This window comes from Psychromarinibacter sediminicola (assembly GCF_029168335.1).
Taxonomy (GTDB): Bacteria; Pseudomonadota; Alphaproteobacteria; order Rhodobacterales; family Rhodobacteraceae; genus Psychromarinibacter; species Psychromarinibacter sediminicola.
Genome location: NZ_JARGYC010000030.1, coordinates 1 through 16205, shown reverse-complemented (window position 1 = coordinate 16205; position 16205 = coordinate 1). Strand labels below are relative to the sequence as shown.

13 protein-coding genes are annotated in these 16205 nt (G+C 66.5%); 3 read left to right on the top strand and 10 right to left on the bottom strand.

From position 1 onward, the window contains the following. Positions 1 to 4 precede the first annotated feature (4 nt). Positions 5 to 1345, bottom strand: a complete 1341-nt coding sequence (locus P1J78_RS12530; RefSeq protein ID WP_275567707.1) for an ATP-grasp domain-containing protein — start codon at positions 1343 to 1345, stop codon at positions 5 to 7. A 221-nt stretch (positions 1346 to 1566) separates the two neighbouring features. Between P1J78_RS12530 and P1J78_RS12525 the strand changes: the two genes are divergently transcribed. Next, positions 1567 to 2052 carry a YciE/YciF ferroxidase family protein gene (locus P1J78_RS12525; protein ID WP_275567706.1) on the top strand — a complete coding sequence of 162 codons (486 nt, stop codon included), beginning with the start codon at positions 1567 to 1569 and terminating at the stop codon, positions 2050 to 2052. A gap of 141 nt (positions 2053 to 2193) precedes the next feature. Here the strand turns inward: P1J78_RS12525 and P1J78_RS12520 are convergent, their stop codons facing one another. Together P1J78_RS12520 and P1J78_RS12515 are read right to left on the bottom strand one after the other, a co-directional pair. Beyond that, positions 2194 to 2961 (bottom strand): PRC-barrel domain-containing protein, encoded by a 768-nt coding sequence (locus P1J78_RS12520; RefSeq protein WP_275567705.1) that lies wholly within the window; start codon positions 2959 to 2961, stop codon positions 2194 to 2196. A gap of 236 nt (positions 2962 to 3197) precedes the next feature. After that, a complete protein-coding gene (locus tag P1J78_RS12515; protein WP_275567704.1) occupies positions 3198 to 7985 on the bottom strand; it encodes a peptidoglycan-binding protein in 4788 nt (1595 codons plus the stop codon). Positions 7986 to 8492: 507 nt separating this feature from the next. Here P1J78_RS12515 and P1J78_RS12510 point away from each other — a divergent pair. Beyond that, positions 8493 to 10685 (top strand): GumC family protein, encoded by a 2193-nt coding sequence (locus P1J78_RS12510; RefSeq protein ID WP_275567703.1) that lies wholly within the window; start codon positions 8493 to 8495, stop codon positions 10683 to 10685. Between the two features lie 325 nt (positions 10686 to 11010). On the opposite strand, the gene P1J78_RS12505 is transcribed toward P1J78_RS12510, so the two are convergent. The 4 genes from P1J78_RS12505 to P1J78_RS25440 all read right to left on the bottom strand — a co-directional run bounded on the left by P1J78_RS12505 (position 11011) and on the right by P1J78_RS25440 (position 13062). Beyond that, positions 11011 to 11661 (bottom strand): hypothetical protein, encoded by a 651-nt coding sequence (locus tag P1J78_RS12505; protein WP_275567702.1) that lies wholly within the window; start codon positions 11659 to 11661, stop codon positions 11011 to 11013. Positions 11662 to 11665: 4 nt separating this feature from the next. Beyond that, positions 11666 to 12214 (bottom strand): hypothetical protein, encoded by a 549-nt coding sequence (locus P1J78_RS12500; protein ID WP_275567701.1) that lies wholly within the window; start codon positions 12212 to 12214, stop codon positions 11666 to 11668. Between the two features lie 207 nt (positions 12215 to 12421). After that, positions 12422 to 12748: a VanZ family protein gene (locus P1J78_RS12495; protein WP_275567700.1), complete on the bottom strand. Its 327-nt coding sequence runs from the start codon at positions 12746 to 12748 to the stop codon at positions 12422 to 12424. Positions 12749 to 12807: 59 nt separating this feature from the next. Then, entirely contained in the window at positions 12808 to 13062 is a 255-nt protein-coding gene (locus P1J78_RS25440; protein ID WP_374213265.1) for a helix-turn-helix domain-containing protein, read from the bottom strand. Between the two features lie 59 nt (positions 13063 to 13121). Here P1J78_RS25440 and P1J78_RS12490 point away from each other — a divergent pair, with 59 nt between their 5' ends. Beyond that, positions 13122 to 14006 carry a tyrosine-type recombinase/integrase gene (locus P1J78_RS12490; protein ID WP_275567699.1) on the top strand — a complete coding sequence of 295 codons (885 nt, stop codon included), beginning with the start codon at positions 13122 to 13124 and terminating at the stop codon, positions 14004 to 14006. Between the two features lie 68 nt (positions 14007 to 14074). On the opposite strand, the gene P1J78_RS12485 is transcribed toward P1J78_RS12490, so the two are convergent. The 3 genes from P1J78_RS12485 to P1J78_RS12475 all read right to left on the bottom strand — a co-directional run. Then, complete coding sequence (locus P1J78_RS12485) at positions 14075 to 14815, bottom strand: glycosyltransferase family 2 protein (RefSeq protein WP_275567698.1); 741 nt, start codon at positions 14813 to 14815, stop codon at positions 14075 to 14077. Between the two features lie 100 nt (positions 14816 to 14915). After that, positions 14916 to 15887 carry a GDP-L-fucose synthase gene (fcl, locus tag P1J78_RS12480; protein ID WP_275567697.1) on the bottom strand — a complete coding sequence of 324 codons (972 nt, stop codon included), beginning with the start codon at positions 15885 to 15887 and terminating at the stop codon, positions 14916 to 14918. Positions 15888 to 15992: 105 nt separating this feature from the next. Then, positions 15993 to 16205 (bottom strand): transposase (locus tag P1J78_RS12475; RefSeq protein WP_275567696.1); only part of this gene is annotated, 213 nt, incomplete at its 5' end.

The following is a 16205-nucleotide window of genomic DNA, read 5'->3' as shown; positions in this document are numbered from 1 at the left end:
GTCTCTAGCGTACGCGGTCCCGCGGCATCGGCTGGATCAGGAAGATCAGCGAGTCGCGGCAGCGGTCGTGGGCGTCCTGGATGAACTCGGCGTCGTCGCCGCCGAGGAAGATGTCCATCAGCTCGAAGGAATAGCTGTCCTGGTCCGACAGGTCGGCCAGGCTCTGGCCCTCCTCGACCAGCACCTGCGCCATCATGTCGGGCAGCAGGTCGCGCAGCTTGTCGATGTCGTCCTGCTGCGGCACCCGGCGGACGATGCCGTTCGCCTCGTGCGTGCGGACCATGTATTTCGCGGCCATGCGGCTCTTGCCTTCGCGGGCCGGCATCTTCGGCTCTTCGCCGAGCGCCAGCTGGATGACCTGCCGGTGATGCGTGCAGCCGTCGACCATCTGGAACAGCGGCGAATGCGACTTGGACATCCGCGCGTTGATCTCCAGGAGGTTCAGCGCGCCGCTGTCGGGGTCGCGGAAGAACTCGACGTTGAACGGCCCGTCATCGAAGCCGATCTTGTCCAGCACCTTCGCGGTCTGCGCGCGGGCCGCCTCGACCACCTCCTCGGGCAGCTCGGCGGGGTAGTGATAGCTCGACAGGCTGGACATGTGCCGGCCGGTGCGGCGGGTCTCGATCACGCCGTAGGCGATCACCTCGCCGTCCTTCACGAAGCCCTCGATGGTGAACATCTGGTCGGCCGCGATCAGTTCCTCGGCGACGGCGTGGTTGCCGTTCGCCTCGGGCGGGACGGCGGTGTCGTTGAGGTGGTTCAGGAACTCGTTGAACGGCTCGCCGTAGCGGTGGATCGCCTGCCGGCAGGCATGCAGCGCGCGGCCGTATTCCGAGGGCTCGCGCACGCGGAAGCCCAGCATCGAGGAATGCCCCTTCACCGGTTTCAGCCAGAACGGATAGGGCAAGGGCGGCGCGTCCCCGGTCCCGGGCGCGAAGGGGTTCACGGCGCGGACCTCGGGCGTGTCGTCGGGCAGCACCTCGCGCTGGCACTTGCGCATCCAGAACTTGTGCTCGCACCGCGCGACGGCCTCGGGCGAGGCGCCGGGCAGGCCGTAGTCGCGGCACAGCAGGCTGACGAGCGCGGTGACGGGGAAATCGAGATGGCCGACGATGGCGTCGGGGGGCCGGTCGAACCCGTCGATGATCTCGCGGGCCCGGTCGTAAAGACCATCGAAGGTGAACGTTCCGCGGTGGGGCTGAACCTCGGTGCGGTGCAGCACCTGTTCCACCTGCCAGTCCTTCGCCTCCGGCACGCGGGAGATCATCCGCTGGTGGAACTCGTCCGTCCCCACCACGCAGACGAGCTTTTTGCCGGACGGGTCGGGATCGTGCTGTTTCGCCATTCTGTCTCTCCTCGGGTCGTTCCGGCCGATCCGAAGGAGCGGCCTGTTACGGAGCAAACGAGTCCCGGCGGCCAAGCGTTCCCGCCTGTTACGCCGCCGTCGACACCGACGGCCGGTCCGGAACATCTGCGCGCCGCGACCGTTGGTCCCGAGCCGGGGGCGCGGACAGCGATGCGCGCCCGACCGGCGACGCAGCGAACACCCGAGGAAAGGAACGAGAGATGCAGATCAAGGACCTCACGGCCCTATATCTCAGCGAATTGCAGGAGGCGTCTTCCTTCGAGGGCCAGGTCGCCGGCGCACTGCCCGAGCTGGCCGACCGCGCCTCTGACCCCGCCCTGCGCGCGTTCCTGTCCGACGACATGCCGGAAGCGCGGCTGCACGGCGAGCGCGTCTCGGGCCTGCTGGAAGCGCATGGCGCGACCGAGCGGCATACCGACGGCTCGATGCAGCGCATCCTGGGCGAGGCGCGCGACTGGGCGGCGCAGATCGACGATCCGTCGGTGCGCGACGCGGCGCTGATCGCCTCGACGCAGCGGATCCTGCATTACGAAATGGCGGTCTACGGGTCGCTGGCGGACTGGGCGAAGCAGCTGGGCCTGTCGGACCTGGAGACGCTGGTCGCGATCCTGGAAGAGGACAAGCGCGCCGATGCCCGGCTGACCCAGATCGCGAAGGATACGGTCAACGCCAAGGCGGCGGCCTGAAGGCTGGGAGCGGCGGCGCGTGAAGCCCCATGGGGGCGAGGTCGCGCGCCGTCTGAATGCCGCTCGCGGCCAGCCCGCGGCCAGCCTGCGGGATCGGTTCACCGAAGCGCCGCCGCGGCGGCGCTTCGATGTCTCGGCGCCTCATATCGGCCAGTAGCCGATGGCGCCGTATTGCTCCATCGCGTTCTGCGCCGGGCTGAGGCGCAGATCTTCGAGCGTGTCCAGCGGCGGCGCGTTCTCGATATGCTCCTTGTCGACATCGACGTGAATGTGCCGGTCCGGCCAGCTTACACCCTCGATCCAGTCGGTCGTCACCACGACGCGGCGGCCGGGCAGCCAGGTGCCGGTGTCGATCACCAGATGCCGCAGCCGCCAGTCCGCGGGGTCGATCAGGAAATCGCTGACCGAGCCGATCTCGCCATCCGTCGCGGCCACGGTATAACCGGACACCTCGGACATGCTGCGCAGGTGCGGGTCGCCCTGGCGGCCCTCCTCCGCGCCGGCATCGGCCTCTTTCGCCGCGACGGCCAGGCCCAGCTGTTCGTGGGCGAGACCGGGGGTATAGGCCATCCCGGTGCCCACCAGGAACGGCGGCCAGACGCCCGCTTCCCAATCCGCCATGGTGCGGCCGGGCTGCTGGCTGACGGGGGCGTCGGCCTCCGGCCTGTCCGCCGATTTCAGCTCTTCCTCGGTCAGGTCGACGGGGACTTCCATGCGGGTGGCGTCGGGCTCGCCGAGCCGGGCGGTGCCGATCAGGCTCTCGCGTCCGGTCAGGAGAAAGCCGGTATGCGCCACCAGGTAGCGCACCCGCCAGGTGTGGTCGTCGAAGAAGACGTCGTTCACGTTGCCGGTCCGCTCGTCCACGGCCCGGATCGCGTAGCTGCGAAGATCGTTGTAGGATAGTAGCATCGGAGCCTCCCTGGGCTGTTCCGTCATAGGACCAACGCCGCAAGGGCGGGTTGCGATCCATCGGCCGGTGATACGGATGGCACTGGAAGCGGCGCGGAGGCGCGAGGCGGCCGGAGAATGGGCCACGGGCTTGCGCCGCACATCCTCCGATCTTCCATGGAGCGCCGGTCACGGCGCCGCCCCGGCCGAGGCTTGTGCCGGCCGGGGCGGTATGATCTCCGAGCTGGGCTCTCGGGTCAGTTGAGTCCCGGGAGGGGATCGCCCAGTTCGTTCAACTGGTCGATGCCGTCGAGATTGTCGAGCGGCGGGTCGGAAACGCCCTGGTTCTCCTCACGGCAGAACCCCTCGACGCCGCGAACCTGGCCCGGGGGACAGGGCTGCTGGCCCTGCTCGCCGCCGCCGCCATCGTCACCGTCACCGTTACCGTCACCCAGAAGCTCCGGGATCTCGTCGATGACGTCGCCGGGGTCGATGCCGCCGCCGTCGCCCTGGGGCTCGACGGCGCAGCGCTCGCCGGTCCAGAACGGGCGGTTGTCCGGGCAGGCGCATTCGCCGCCGCGCGGCACCCGGCCGCCGGTGCAGTTCAGCCCGGTTCCGCCGTCGTCCTGCTGAACGCAGCGCTGGCCGTTCCAGACCGGTGCGCTGTCCGGGCAGACGCATTCGCTGCCCCGCGGCACGGTGCCGCCGGTGCAGAGCGGGCCGGTCTGGCCGTCGCCCCCGCCGTCACCGCCGTCGCCGGTCTCGCGCGGCGGCAGGCATTCCTGCCCGGTCCAGCGCGGCCGGTCGCTGGGACAGACGCAGTCGCCCCCGCCGGTGCGGACGCGGCCGCCGGTACAGGCCGGCAGGCCCTCGACCGGAACCGTGGCGCAGGCGCGGTCGTTGGCCGGGTTCGCGTCGGCGCCGCCGAACAGGCTCGACAGCAGCGCGGCGTCGACCTGACCGGTCACCCGCAGGCCGTTGGCGCGCTGATAGGCGCGGATGCCGCGCTGGGTCTGCGGCCCGAAGAGCCCGTCCTCCGGACCCGCCCGGAAGCCGCGCGCGTTCAGCTCGCGCTGCACGGCCAGCACCCGGTCGCCGTCGGGCATATCCTGCCCGACCACGCCGACGCAGTTGCGGATCTCGCCGCCCGAGCCGGGCACGAAGCTCATCGTGAAGCTGACCGTCTCGCCGGGCGCCAGCGTGCCGCCGGGCACGGTGCAGCGGTAGTTGCTGCCCGAGCCGGAACAGGACACGCCGCCGGGGCCGGCATAGCTCAGCCGCGCCGCCGGCGAGATCGTGTCGGACAGCTCGATCGGACCGGACCACGGGGCATTGCCGGCATTGCTGACGCGGATGCCGAAGCCGCAGGCCTGCCCGGCCTCGCAGGCCTCGGCATTGGCGCGCTTGCTCACGGCGAGATCGGGCCGGCCGGGCGGCGGCCCGTCGTCGCCGGTGCCGTCGTCGCCGTCGTCGGTGCGGTCGCGACCGTCGTCGTCCTGGCCGTCATCCTCCTCGTCGCGGGTCGACGGGCTGACCGCTGTGCGGCCCTCGATGCGGATCGTCGAGCTGCTGCGGTCGTTGGACGGCGTGCGGTCCTGGTCTGCGGCCACGGGCCAGAACAGCTCCTGGTTGTGTGGCACGCGGTCGGGGCCGAAATCCGGCGGGATCTGCAGGACTATGCTGACATGGGCCGCATCGCCCGCCCCGATCGAGACACCGCTGCCACGGCACTCCCAGCCGCTGCCGGTGGCCGAGCAGGCCAGCCCGCTGGCGCTGCCGTCGATGCGGCTCACCGGAAGCGATGGAGAGAAACTGCCGCGGAGGCCGACGGTGCCGTTGAAGCCGCGGGCCCCGTCGTTGCGGATCTCGGCGTAGACGTGGCACTCGTGGCCGCGCTCGCAGGTCGTCGACGGGCTGCGCGGCCACAGGTCGGCCGCTGCGATAAAGGCCGTGGCACAGTCGCGGTTGTTCGACGCGACCGCGTCCGGGTTGACCGGGTTCACCTCCAGGCAGTTCTGTACCGTATCCTCCGGCGTGTCCTCGGCGAGGACCGGGCCGACGTCGATCTCCAGATGATCGCCCGGCGGGATGCGGGTTGTCGTCTGGCAATTGAGGGTGCCGCTGCTGCCACCGGGGCTACAGGAGATGGTGCCCGCCGGGCTGACCGTCCGCATGACCTGCGGCGTCAGATCCAGGGTGTCGGTGAACGGCAGCCCGGCGGGGCGCGCATTCGTCCCGATGTTCTGGATCAGCGCGCGGAACGAGCAAAGCTCGCCCGGCGCGCAGTTGCCGGGGGCCGCCACCTTGGTCACCGTGATGTCCTCGGGGCAATTCGGCGCGCCCGGGGTGCAGATGACCGCGGTGTCGCACGCTTGCAGCGTCTCGGCCGTGCCGTCATCGTCACGGTCGTGCTGCATCCGGGCACAGTTCTCCAGGGTGCCGCTTTCGGCCGTGGCCGGCATGCGCCATACGAGTTCGAGCTTCAGCGACTCGCCCGGTTGCAGGCCGCCGGGTTCCGCCGGATGCGTGCAGGTCTGCGGCCGCGGACTGCCCGTGGTGCAATTCCAGCCCGGATCGCCGCCATAGCGCACGAGGCGGGCGGCGCCGGGGCCAGAGGGGATGTCGCGCAGCCGGAAGCCGAAGTTGTAGGGCGCGCCGCCGACATTCTGCACCTCGACGACATAGGTACAGGCCCAGTCGCCGGCCGGCAGCCGCGCGCAATTGGGCAGCGCCGTCTTGCCGATCTGCAATTCGGGGTGCGACTGGTCGTGCCCCGGCGGATAGCGCGGGATGTCGGCGCAGGCATAGTCGTTGCCCCGGTAATTGTCGGGCTCGCGCGTCTGCCAGTCGATCGTGCTGCAATTGCGTACCTGGCGGTAGCCCTCATCGAGAGGCGGGCCCTCCATCCAGAGCACCACCTCGACATTCTCGCCCGGAGCAAGGGTGGTCGAGGGATGGCGGCAGTCGAACCGCGACGCCCCGGCGGGGCTGCAGCGCCACGGCGGGTCGGGCCGCCAGCGGCTCAGCGTGGTGCCCGGCGTGCGGGCGGTGTCGCTGAACACGACGGGGCCGGTGTAGTCGCGCGCGCCGACATTGGTCACGCGGACAACATAGGGGCAGTTGTCGTGCCAGTCGCAGTTCCAGGCGAGCGGGAATTTCTCCAGCTCCAGGTCGGGGCTGCAGTACCGGTCGCCGTCCTCGCAGCGCGGGACGTAGGTGCAGATACGGTCGTTGTACTGGACGTCGTCCTGTTCGATGCCGGCCCAGTCCAGTTCGGCGCAGTTGGCCAGCACGGGGCGCGACCAAGTCTGCGGCAGGCGCCAGACCAGTTCCAGTTCGATCCCTTCGCCGGGGTCCAACTCGCGCCGGCCGCCATCGCATTCGGCAAGACCGGGTTGCGGTTCCTCGCAGGTCCAGCCGTTCTCGTTCCGCGGCGGGTCCTGCAGCCGCGCATGGCCTTCGGCGGTGTCGCGGAAGCGGATGCGGCCGGAATAGCGGAACTCGCCCGCGTTGACGATGCGCACGATGAAGGTGCAGCGGCCCGCTTCGTCGCAGCGCTGCGGATCGTAGCGCTTCTCGATGCGCAGGTCGGGCGTGCCGCATTCCTGAACGACGGCGACGTCGCCCACATGGCCGCGCTTGTCGGGATCGCCCGCCTGGCCGTCATAGTCCACATAGCGGCTCTGCCACGGCGGTTCGTTCGCCGGGCGGACCAGCGCGATCTCGTTGCCCTGCAGCCCGTGAACGGCCAGCGGCCCGCCGGCGGAGAGGTTGGCGCGGTACTGCGTGCTGTCGCGGAGCGCGTCGCCGGACGTCCAGAGCGTGCGGTCGCAGGGGCCGTAGGTGTAGCTGCCGTCGGCCTGCTCCTCGTAGCCGTAGCCGATGGCGATGCCGCCCGCCGTGTTCCGGAAGTTTCCGGGGAAGCCGATGGCGTATTCCTCGGGCTGCCGCTGCCAGCGGCTGGGCGTGGCCGGATCGTCCGGGCTTTCGCGGGAAAAGCGCAGAACGCGGACCTGTCCGGCATCGTGATGCTGGGCATAGTCGTAGCTGGGCGTCACGCCGCCGCGCTGGGTCAGGTACATGCGCCCCGCCTCGTCGAAGTCGATGTCTGAGATCGGGTGGTCCGTGGGATCGGGCGACACGTCCAGTTCCCACTGGATGTCGGTCGAGAAGCGGCCGTCATCGGCGATGGCGACCGACCAGACCTGCGGCCCGAAGTCGGAGGCGTAGTAGAGCCGGCCGCCGTGATAGGTCAGGCCCCAGACTCGACGGCCCTCGGCCGCCCGGCCCCAGGTGGCGGGGTCGGTGGCGTCGAAGGCGGACGAGGTGATGTCCATCCGGTCGGACGGGTCATGCGCCACGGGCGCGAGGCCCAGCCGCGGCCGGGCGTCCTGGCCGTGATCGAACCGACCCAGCACGCGCCCGTTCCTGTCGAGCCGGTGGATGAAGCCGGTGTCGCGGTCGGAGACGTAGAACTGGCCGTGGACCGGGTCGAAGGCGATGTTGCCGAGGCCCGGGCCGCTATTGGCGCGGCCGCCCGGCGCGATCTGTGCGAAGAGCGAGACGTTTCCGGTCCGCCCGTCGATCCGGTAGACCGAGCCGGGACCGCCGCCGAGGCGGTCGCCCCATTGCCCCTGCATCCACTGTGCCCGGGCAGTGCCGCTGCGCAGGCGTTCGGGCCGCCCGTCGCCGTCGCGGTCGGGGGCGACGATGTTCAGGCCATGCGCCGCGCTGGCCGAGACGTAGATATTGGCGGGGTCGGCATCGTCGATGGCGACGCCGAAGACCTGTCCGATATCGCGCGCCGCGGCCTCGTAGCGGATGGGCGCGTTCATCACCTGGGCCTGCGGCGCGCCGGCCGGGTCCGAGACGTCGAAGACGCGAAGCGAGGCGCCGGCTGTGTCGATGAAGGTTTCGTCTGTTTGGGTCTCGCCCGCCGGCAGGGACGCGGCGTTGGGCGGAGCGGTCGTTCCGGGAAAGCCGGTGACGGCGAGGTCGCCGTCCTCTAGGATGGGGGGCTGCTGGGCCAGCGCCGGGCCGGCCATCAATGCGAGGCAGACTGCAAGCGATCGGCGGAATATGTGTCGGCGGGAATGCGCCGTCGGGTCCGTTGCTTGCGTGGGTTGGCTGGCGACGTGCGGTGGCTCGAGCCTGCGCGTGGCCTGCATGGTACCTCCCGGATCACGATATGCTGATCACGGGGAACACGTGCAGGTCCGGAAATGTTCCGTGCTGGTCCGAAAATTTCTCAATGTTTTTTTATGTGTTCCATGCCGTGGGTCCGGCGCGCGGCACAAGCGGGCAAGTGTCCGTTTGGATGTTGGGGAGCCCACCACTCAACCCTCCCCTGCATCGCGTCCCGGGCCGTCGCATCCCGCGTCGGAAGGACGAGCCAACTCGCCTTGGCGGATCATCGGGAATAATGCGGTGTCCAGCGCCGTGTCGACGACGTGCGACATGATGGCGCCCGCGCCCTGTGGTTGTGTTCCGCAAGGGAAATTCAGGACCGTCGATCGCCGAGTGGCGCTTGCCGGCGTGCAGCCTTTGTGCGAATGTCGCCGGAGGAAAGACAATGTCAGCGGAAGCAGGTCTTGACAGAAATCACCAGTAGCCCGGTTGTTCGGTTCCCGCATGCGCGCGAAGAAGCCCCGGTTCCGGCAGCGGACGACGAAATCGACCTGCTCGAACTGTTCGGCGCGCTGTGGCGCGGCAAGTGGGTCATTGCCCTTTTCGCGATTCTGGCCGTGGCGGCGGGCGGCTATTATGCGTTCGGCGTCGCCGAGCCGCAGTACTCGGCGACGTCGCGCCTGGTGCTCGAGGCCCGCGACCAGCAGGTCGTGGACGTCGAGAGCGTCGTCTCGGGCGTTTCGACCGATGCGCCGGCGCTGAACACCGAATTGTCGATCATGGTGGCGCGGCCCCTGATCGAAGAACTGGTCCGGGACCTGGATTTGCTGGAAGACCCGGAGTTCAACCCTTCGCTGACCGAACCGTCCGCGTTTTCCCCGTCGACCGTGATCTCACTGGCCAAGTCCTGGCTCGGCATGGACGCCGCAGAAGAGGCCCCGCCGACGGACAGGCAGATATTCGACAAGACGGTCGAAAACGTTTCGGCCGCGATCACGGCGAGCAACGAACGAGAAAGCTACATCTTCAGCCTCCGCGCGACGACCGGCGATCCCGAGAAGTCCGCGAACATGGTCAACCGGCTGGCCCAGATCTATCTCGACGACCAGATCGAGACCAAGTTCGCGGCCACCGAATACGCGGTGGACTGGCTGTCCGAGCGGGTCAGCGAGCTGGAGCACGAACTGAAGGAACAAGAGGATGCGATCCTCGATCTTCAGTCGAGCGGCGCTTTCGAGACACAGGCCGGGTTGCAGGCGCTCAAGCTACAGGAGCGCGATCTGGAAGAGCGCATGACGGAGCTTCGCGAGACGGCGGAGGCCGCCTCCGCGCGGGCGGCTCAACTCGAAGAGTTCCGTGAGACCGGCGAATTCGAAGCGGCTGCGGCGCTCGCCGGCGACGCGACGCTGCAGGGGGCGCTGGACGCCGCCGTGGCCGGGGAGCCTGCGGCGTTCCGCGCCCGCCTCGACACGCTGATCGAAGACGCGCGGGAGCGGGCCGACGCGGCGGAGCAACAGCTGACATCGCTCGAGCCGCGTCATGACGATTTGCTGGCGCAGATCGAGGAGCGCGAAGGGCAACGCCAGGAGCTCTCCCAGCTCATGCGCGATGCCGACGCGACCAGGGTACTTTACGAGACCTTCCTGACACGGCTGAAGGAGACCTCGATCCAGATCGGTCTGCAACAGGCCGACAGCCGCATGCTGGCCTCTGCCCTGCCGGGTAAACAGGTGGCGCCGCGGACCTCGATGATCCTGGCCCTGGCCCTGGTTCTGGGGCTGATGCTGGGGGCCGCTGTCATCCTGCTGCGCCAGTTCCTGAACAAGGGCTTCCGGACCGCCGAGGACCTCGAACAGGCCACCGCCCACACGGTCGTGGGACAGGTGCCGCGGATTCCGATCCGCCGGCGCGCGGCCCTGATCGACTATCTGGACAAGAACCCGACATCCGCGGCGGCAGAGGCGATCCGCAACCTGCGCACCTCGCTGCTGATGTCGAATGTCGACCGCCCGCCGAAGGTGATCCTGTCGACGTCCTCGATCCCCGGAGAGGGCAAGACGACGCTGGCCATCGCGCTTGCGCACAATCTCGCGGGCCTGGGCAAGAACGTGCTGCTCGTCGAAGGCGACATCCGGCGCCGCACGCTTTACCAATACTTCCGGGGCAAGCCGCCCGGCACCCTGGTCCAGGTGGTCTCCGGCACGCTGACGCTCGCGGAGGCGGTGCTGCACGATAGCCGCCTCGGGGCCGATGTGCTGCTGGGCGAGAAGTCCTCGATCAATGCCGGCGACCTGTTTTCGTCCCAGCGGTTCCACGACTTCCTGGAATCCGCGCGCGCCGCATATGACTACGTGATCATCGACGCGCCGCCATCGCTCGTCGTGCCGGACGCCCGCATCATGGGCGGCGAGGCCGACGCGATCCTCTATACCGTCAAATGGGACGAGACCGCCGCGGCGCAGGTCAAGGCCGGGCTGCGCGAGTTCGGTTCGGTCGGGCTGCGGGTCACCGGAACGGTCCTGTCCCAGATCGATCCGAAGGGGATGAAGAAATATGGCTATGGCGGCAAGTATGGCGCCTATGGCAGTTATGGGAAGGACTACTACGACGTCCGCTGATGCGTCGGTCGTCTGGCAGGCGCGCGTGGCGTGAGGCGGGTCTGTCGTGGGGAAAGGACTTCTCGTCCGGAGAGCAGCGCGCTCGCGTCATCCAACTTCTCGGCTGAAAACCGGTACCCGTTCGCGGGAGCGCTCGAACCGGTTGGCGCGCAACGCTCATTCGGAATGACCTCTTTCGGAGGTGATCCGCTTGTCCGAAACCGATGCCTGGCGTTATCGGGAATTGGAGTCGCCGGGGCGGCCTTGCATCGAGGTCATGCGAGCCGCCTTTTTGCTTTGACACCAATCACTTGCCCCCTGACACTTCGCCGAAATACAACCCTGACTAGAAATTGGCTTCGTTTTGTAAATTCTGATCGGCCGCCTCGGCCCGCGCCGCAAACCACACATTGAACGCCTCTCGTTTCCGCCGCTCGGCCGCCCGGATATAGCGCTGCAGCCGCTCCAGCTCGTCCGCACGCTTTTTCAGGTGCCCCCGGCTCCGGGCCAGGAGAATGCGAAACGTCTCCTGGTCCATCTCATGCACCTTTTTCGCCTTCTCCTTCTCCTTGTGCGACATGCCAGCCTCAAGCTCCAGCGGACGACCCAGCAGAAAGGTCAGCACGGCGGGGTCGTCCAGATCGACCCCGTCAGCGGCAAGCCGGCGCGGATCGCGCTCCTTGTCGGTCCGGGCATATCTGGCAAGCTCGGCGGTCGAGCGGCGCTCGGCGTCATAGGCGCGCTCCAGCTGGGCTTCCGCCTGCGTCAGATCAAGCACGGCGCGTGACAGCGGGTCCTCGCCCAGATCCGCCATGGTCACTGTGGCATCCTCAAGGTAAATCCGGACCCATCTCAGGACCTCGTTAAGCGGGGGTGGACGGGTCAGCCCGTGCTTCACGGCGTTCTGCCCGGCCGCGCGTTTTCCGCGGGCCGACTTCGGCCCCGTGCTCTTGCGGGCATTGGCGCGATTGGCGGCGCGCTGGCGGTCAGTCGTCATGATCCTACATGACCTCGGCATCGGGCACCTGGTCGAGCGTATCTGCTTGCTTGAGGTCCCAATAGTATTTCATCAGGTCGCGTAGACGTTGGTCATTCCGCATCGGCCTGCGTTCCATCGCCTCCATGGCGGTCATATGATCGAGGTAAGCTTGGGCGCGTATGTCGCTTTCGGAGATGCGGTATTTCACTTCGAGTGTTATCATGGCGCTTTTACGTGCTGCGCTGTTTTCGGAGACAGCCGCTTCGGCAAGCCCTAGGTGCTCCTGTTCGGGAACGACCGTGGTACCATTGCTCGACAGCAACCCAAGGACCGCCTTGCGACGGTTTGCGATCTCCAGGTCCCGCGTGAGCGTCAGGCTCCGGAAATGATCCCAGTGACACTCGACAATCCGCTCGACCAAGGCGACTTGCAGCGGCAATGTCGGCTCAAGCTGCGCCATGATGGCCTTCCTGAGCGCCTCAAGCTGCGCGCCGTCTTCTCCGGGCAAAGGCTGCACGCGTGGAATCAGCGCGAGCAGTTCGGCCTTGGGTCCATGATCTTTGGGTGACATAACACCACTCCCTTCTTGGTTTCACGTCGCTCTCCAAGATTTGGTTGTGGTGATGGTGGATGTATAACGCTACATGTAGCCGGAGTCAAGGGAGCTTTTTACGACCGCGCGAATGGGGCGGTCGCGGTCGGGTCATGCTCTCGTCGACGACGACTTGTGGAGGCAGGCCACTCTCGGCTCGAGGAGAGCGCGCTGCCGCAAGCTCACCTAAGCGTTGGAGGCCGGCAATTGCCGAGGAAGCCAGAGCCCGAGGCCGGCGCCGACCGCGATCCCGGCCAGATCGGCCCAGAAATCGAACCACTCGGCGTCGCGCCCGATATGGGGCTGAACGAGCTCGATCAGCCCGGCCTGTGCCACCGCCACAAGTACGACCCAGAGCAAGGCGCGCCGGAACAGTGCGGCACAAGGCAGCGCCAGAACGGCAAAGCCCAGAAAATGATAGAGCTTATCGGCATGAGGATGACCGGGGGGTCCTTCGATCGGCGTCAACGTCAGGACGAGCAAGGCAACCGACACGAGCGCTGTCAGTGCCAAGGCCAGCTGCCGACGTTTCCGCTTCACGCGAAGACTGACGGGAATAATTGCCGGTGCTCTCACTCCGGCCCCAAGGGCGGCGGCCCGATGCGAATACCGGGGCGGTCCTCCGGCGTGCCAATGAACTCGATGCCAGCAGCCTCGAATACTTCCCTCAGACGTCGAAGATGATCCTTTCGCGAATTAGGCTGACCATCCACAGCTTCGTACCGTTTCAGCGTGGCTACTGAGACACCAGATGCAGCGGCCAACGTTTCGAGAGACCATGTCAGAGCCCCCCGCGCCGCCCGAAGTTGCTGGCCCGTGAGGCTCAAGGCTTGCCATATGAGCTGAAATAGCTCATATATTGGCTATGGATGGTGTTAACCGACAAATGAACTGGCGTTCCGAATTCCAGCGCCTCGAGGGCGCCTATGCGCCCGCCACCATGCGCTCCTACTACTCGGACGTCGAGATTTTCGTGGCCTGGTGTTCCGAGCGCGGCCTGCCCCCCTTTCCGGCAGAGGTCCGAACCGTCTGCGCCTTTCTTGAGGCGCAGGCGCCGGAACTGGCCCCCGCCTCCGTCCGGCGCCGTCTCTATGCCATTCGAAAAGCCCACCGTTTGCTCCGACTTCCAGATCCGACCCAGGACGAAGACATCAACCTGACCCTCCGCCGCGTTCGCCGAGCAAAGCATACCCGACCGGTCCAGGCAAAGGGCCTGACCCGTGAGTATCTCGATCGATTTCTGGAGGTACAGCCCGAAACCCCGTGGGGGCTGCGAAATCGCGCCTTGCTGTCGATCGGCTACGACATCCTGGCGCGGCGGTCGGAACTCGTTGCTCTACGACAATCCGATCTGACGTGGCGTGCCGACGGCACCCTCAAGGTGCTCATCCGGCGAGGCAAGGCCGATCCATTCGGCGAGGGACGGATCGCCTTCACGTCCCGGCGGACATGCGACCTCGTGGACGCGTGGCTGGGCTGGCGGGGCATTGCTATCGAGCCGCTGTTCTGTCCGATCTACCAGCTGAAACCCATCAATCGAACGCTCAGCACGACGACCGTGAAGGCGGTCATCAAGTCGGCCGCCCGAAGTGCCGGCCTCGACGCGAGCCTCGTGAACGCCTTCAGTGGCCATTCCCTGCGCGTGGGTGCCGCTCAGGACCTCCTGTGCGCCGGGCACGACACGGCCGCGATCATGCGAGCGGGTGGCTGGAAATGCGTGAATGTTTTGGGCCGCTACCTGGAGCATGCTGAGCACAATGTGTGGCTATAGCAGGTCACATTCCGGGAGTAGGTGACTGGAGACTTTGTTAGGCGGTCTTTTGCGCTGACCTGTAGCAATCAAAAGAACTGCTTCACCTTCGAAAAGTTCTTTAGGGCAAGCGTTCCAATGCCACCTACGCCGTTGCTACGAAGGGCACGGAGATCCTCGCGACTCTTACGGAGGATCTTCGGGATCGACCGGTTGCTCTCGCCACCCACCCGCATCTTGACGATGACCTCGGGGATATAGGCGAGCTTGATTTCTCCTTTGGCGAGATATCGCAGCATCGCATCGTAATCCGCCGCAATGCGATATGACGTATCGTAGAGCCCGTAGGTCTCGAAAACTTCCCGCTTCAGATAGAGTGTCGGGTGCGGCGGCATCCATCCCTTGGTCAGACGAGTAGGATCATACGGCCCCGAGCGCCAGCGCCGGATGATGCGACTGGGCTCCGCGGCAGAAACGTAGTCCAAATCCCCGTAAACACCATCGACATCTGGTTCGGCGAAGGCTTCGGCGACGTGATCGAGAACTTCGTTATGCGCAAAGAAGTCGTCCGAGTGCATCAGGCCGATGACGTCGCCGCTCGCGCGCTGGATCCCGCGGTTGATCGCATCGTATATTCCACCGTCCGGCTCAGAGAGCCAAACAAGACCGGGCGCATTCCTTTCTGCAACGACATCGGCCGTACCATCGGTCGAGCCGCCGTCCTGGATGATGTGTTCTCTGTCGCGGTATGTCTGCGCCTTGACGCTATCAATGGTCTGGCCGATCGTGCCGCGCCGATTAAAGACAGCCGTGACAACCGAAATGCGCATGGATCAGTCCTTCAGGTATCGCAACGCCAAGAAACTCGGTCTGGAGCCGCAGAAAAGGAAAACCGGTTTGAATTCAAGGACCTTCTCCCGCGCTGTCGCCTTATGCGCGCAGTGTCTCGGCTCGGTGGAACCAGTCATAGGTCTCCGCGATGCCCTCTTCCAGTCCGATCCGGGCGGTCCATCCCATCCGCGCCAAGCGGGAGACATCCATCAGCTTGCGCGGCGTGCCGTCGGGTTTTGAGGGATCCGTGGTAATACGGCCCGTGAAGCCGGTCGCCTTTGCCACCATCTGCGCCAATTTCAGGATGGACACATCGCTGCCCGAGCCCACATTAATGTGGCTGATCATCGGGTCGGTGTTAGCGTCGTATGTGGCCTTATCGAGTTCCAGCACGAACAGCGAGGCCTCTGCCATGTCGTCCACGTGCAGGAACTCCCGCCGCGGGCGTCCGGTGCCCCAGACCGTCACCTCCGCACGGCCATCTTGAACCGCCTCGTGGAAGCGGCGGATCAGGGCGGGCAGGACATGGGAATTCTCGGGATGGAAATTGTCCCCGGGTCCGTAGAGGTTGGTGGGCATCACCGAGCGGAAATCCGTGCCGTGCTGGCGGTTGTAGCTCTCGCACAGCTTGATCCCGGCGATCTTCGCGATGGCATAGGGTTCGTTCGTGGGCTCCAGCGGGCCGGTAAGTAAAGCGTCTTCGCGCATCGGCTGATCGGCGAGGCGGGGATAGATGCAGGAGGATCCGAGCTGCAGCAGCCGCGTGACACCCGCGGAGAAGGCCTGGTGGATCACGTTGCATGCGATCATCATATTGTCGTAGACAAAATCCGCCGGGTAGCTGTTGTTGGCCTGGATGCCACCTACACGCGCGGCGGCCAGTATCACCACGTCGGGGCGCTCCTCGGCGAAAAAGCCGCGCACGGCCGCCTGATCGGTCAAGTCCAGCTCGGCGTGGGTGCGGGTGACAATCTCCATCGCCTCGCCGCGCGCTTGCCGCGCCTGTAGCCGGCGCATGATCGCGCCCCCGACCATGCCTCGATGGCCCGCGATATAGTACTTCATCCGCATCTCCCAGTACCGGTCCGGCAGGCCGAACTTATTCCATGCTCATGGGCAGGTCGACGGGGAATCTCTTGCCCGGCTGGCGTACGTTCAAACTAGAGTCTTTCGGGGTTAACCTGGCGCATATCCGGCAGCCTGGAAATAGTTTCTGCATTCAACCGGAGAGAACAGGTCGCATATCCTGCGGAGTGTGTTGAACAACTCGGCAAATGTCCTTGCTCCGGCCTTACGAAGATGCGCCTTGAGCTTGGAGAAGGCCTGTTCGATGGGGTTCAGATCGGGCGAATACGGCGGCAGGTACAGAAACCAGCAGCCGGCCTCGCG

Coding starts and splice junctions, on each gene's coding strand:
- P1J78_RS12530 (WP_275567707.1), bottom strand. CDS start 1,345: ATGGCGAAACAGCACGATCCCGACCCGTCCGGCAAAAAGCTCGTCTGC.
- P1J78_RS12525 (WP_275567706.1), top strand. CDS start 1,567: ATGCAGATCAAGGACCTCACGGCCCTATATCTCAGCGAATTGCAGGAG.
- P1J78_RS12520 (WP_275567705.1), bottom strand. CDS start 2,961: ATGCTACTATCCTACAACGATCTTCGCAGCTACGCGATCCGGGCCGTG.
- P1J78_RS12515 (WP_275567704.1), bottom strand. CDS start 7,985: ATGGCCGGCCCGGCGCTGGCCCAGCAGCCCCCCATCCTAGAGGACGGC.
- P1J78_RS12510 (WP_275567703.1), top strand. CDS start 8,493: ATGTCGCCGGAGGAAAGACAATGTCAGCGGAAGCAGGTCTTGACAGAA.
- P1J78_RS12505 (WP_275567702.1), bottom strand. CDS start 11,661: ATGACGACTGACCGCCAGCGCGCCGCCAATCGCGCCAATGCCCGCAAG.
- P1J78_RS12500 (WP_275567701.1), bottom strand. CDS start 12,214: ATGTCACCCAAAGATCATGGACCCAAGGCCGAACTGCTCGCGCTGATT.
- P1J78_RS12490 (WP_275567699.1), top strand. CDS start 13,122: ATGAACTGGCGTTCCGAATTCCAGCGCCTCGAGGGCGCCTATGCGCCC.
- P1J78_RS12485 (WP_275567698.1), bottom strand. CDS start 14,815: ATGCGCATTTCGGTTGTCACGGCTGTCTTTAATCGGCGCGGCACGATC.
- fcl (WP_275567697.1), bottom strand. CDS start 15,887: ATGCGGATGAAGTACTATATCGCGGGCCATCGAGGCATGGTCGGGGGC.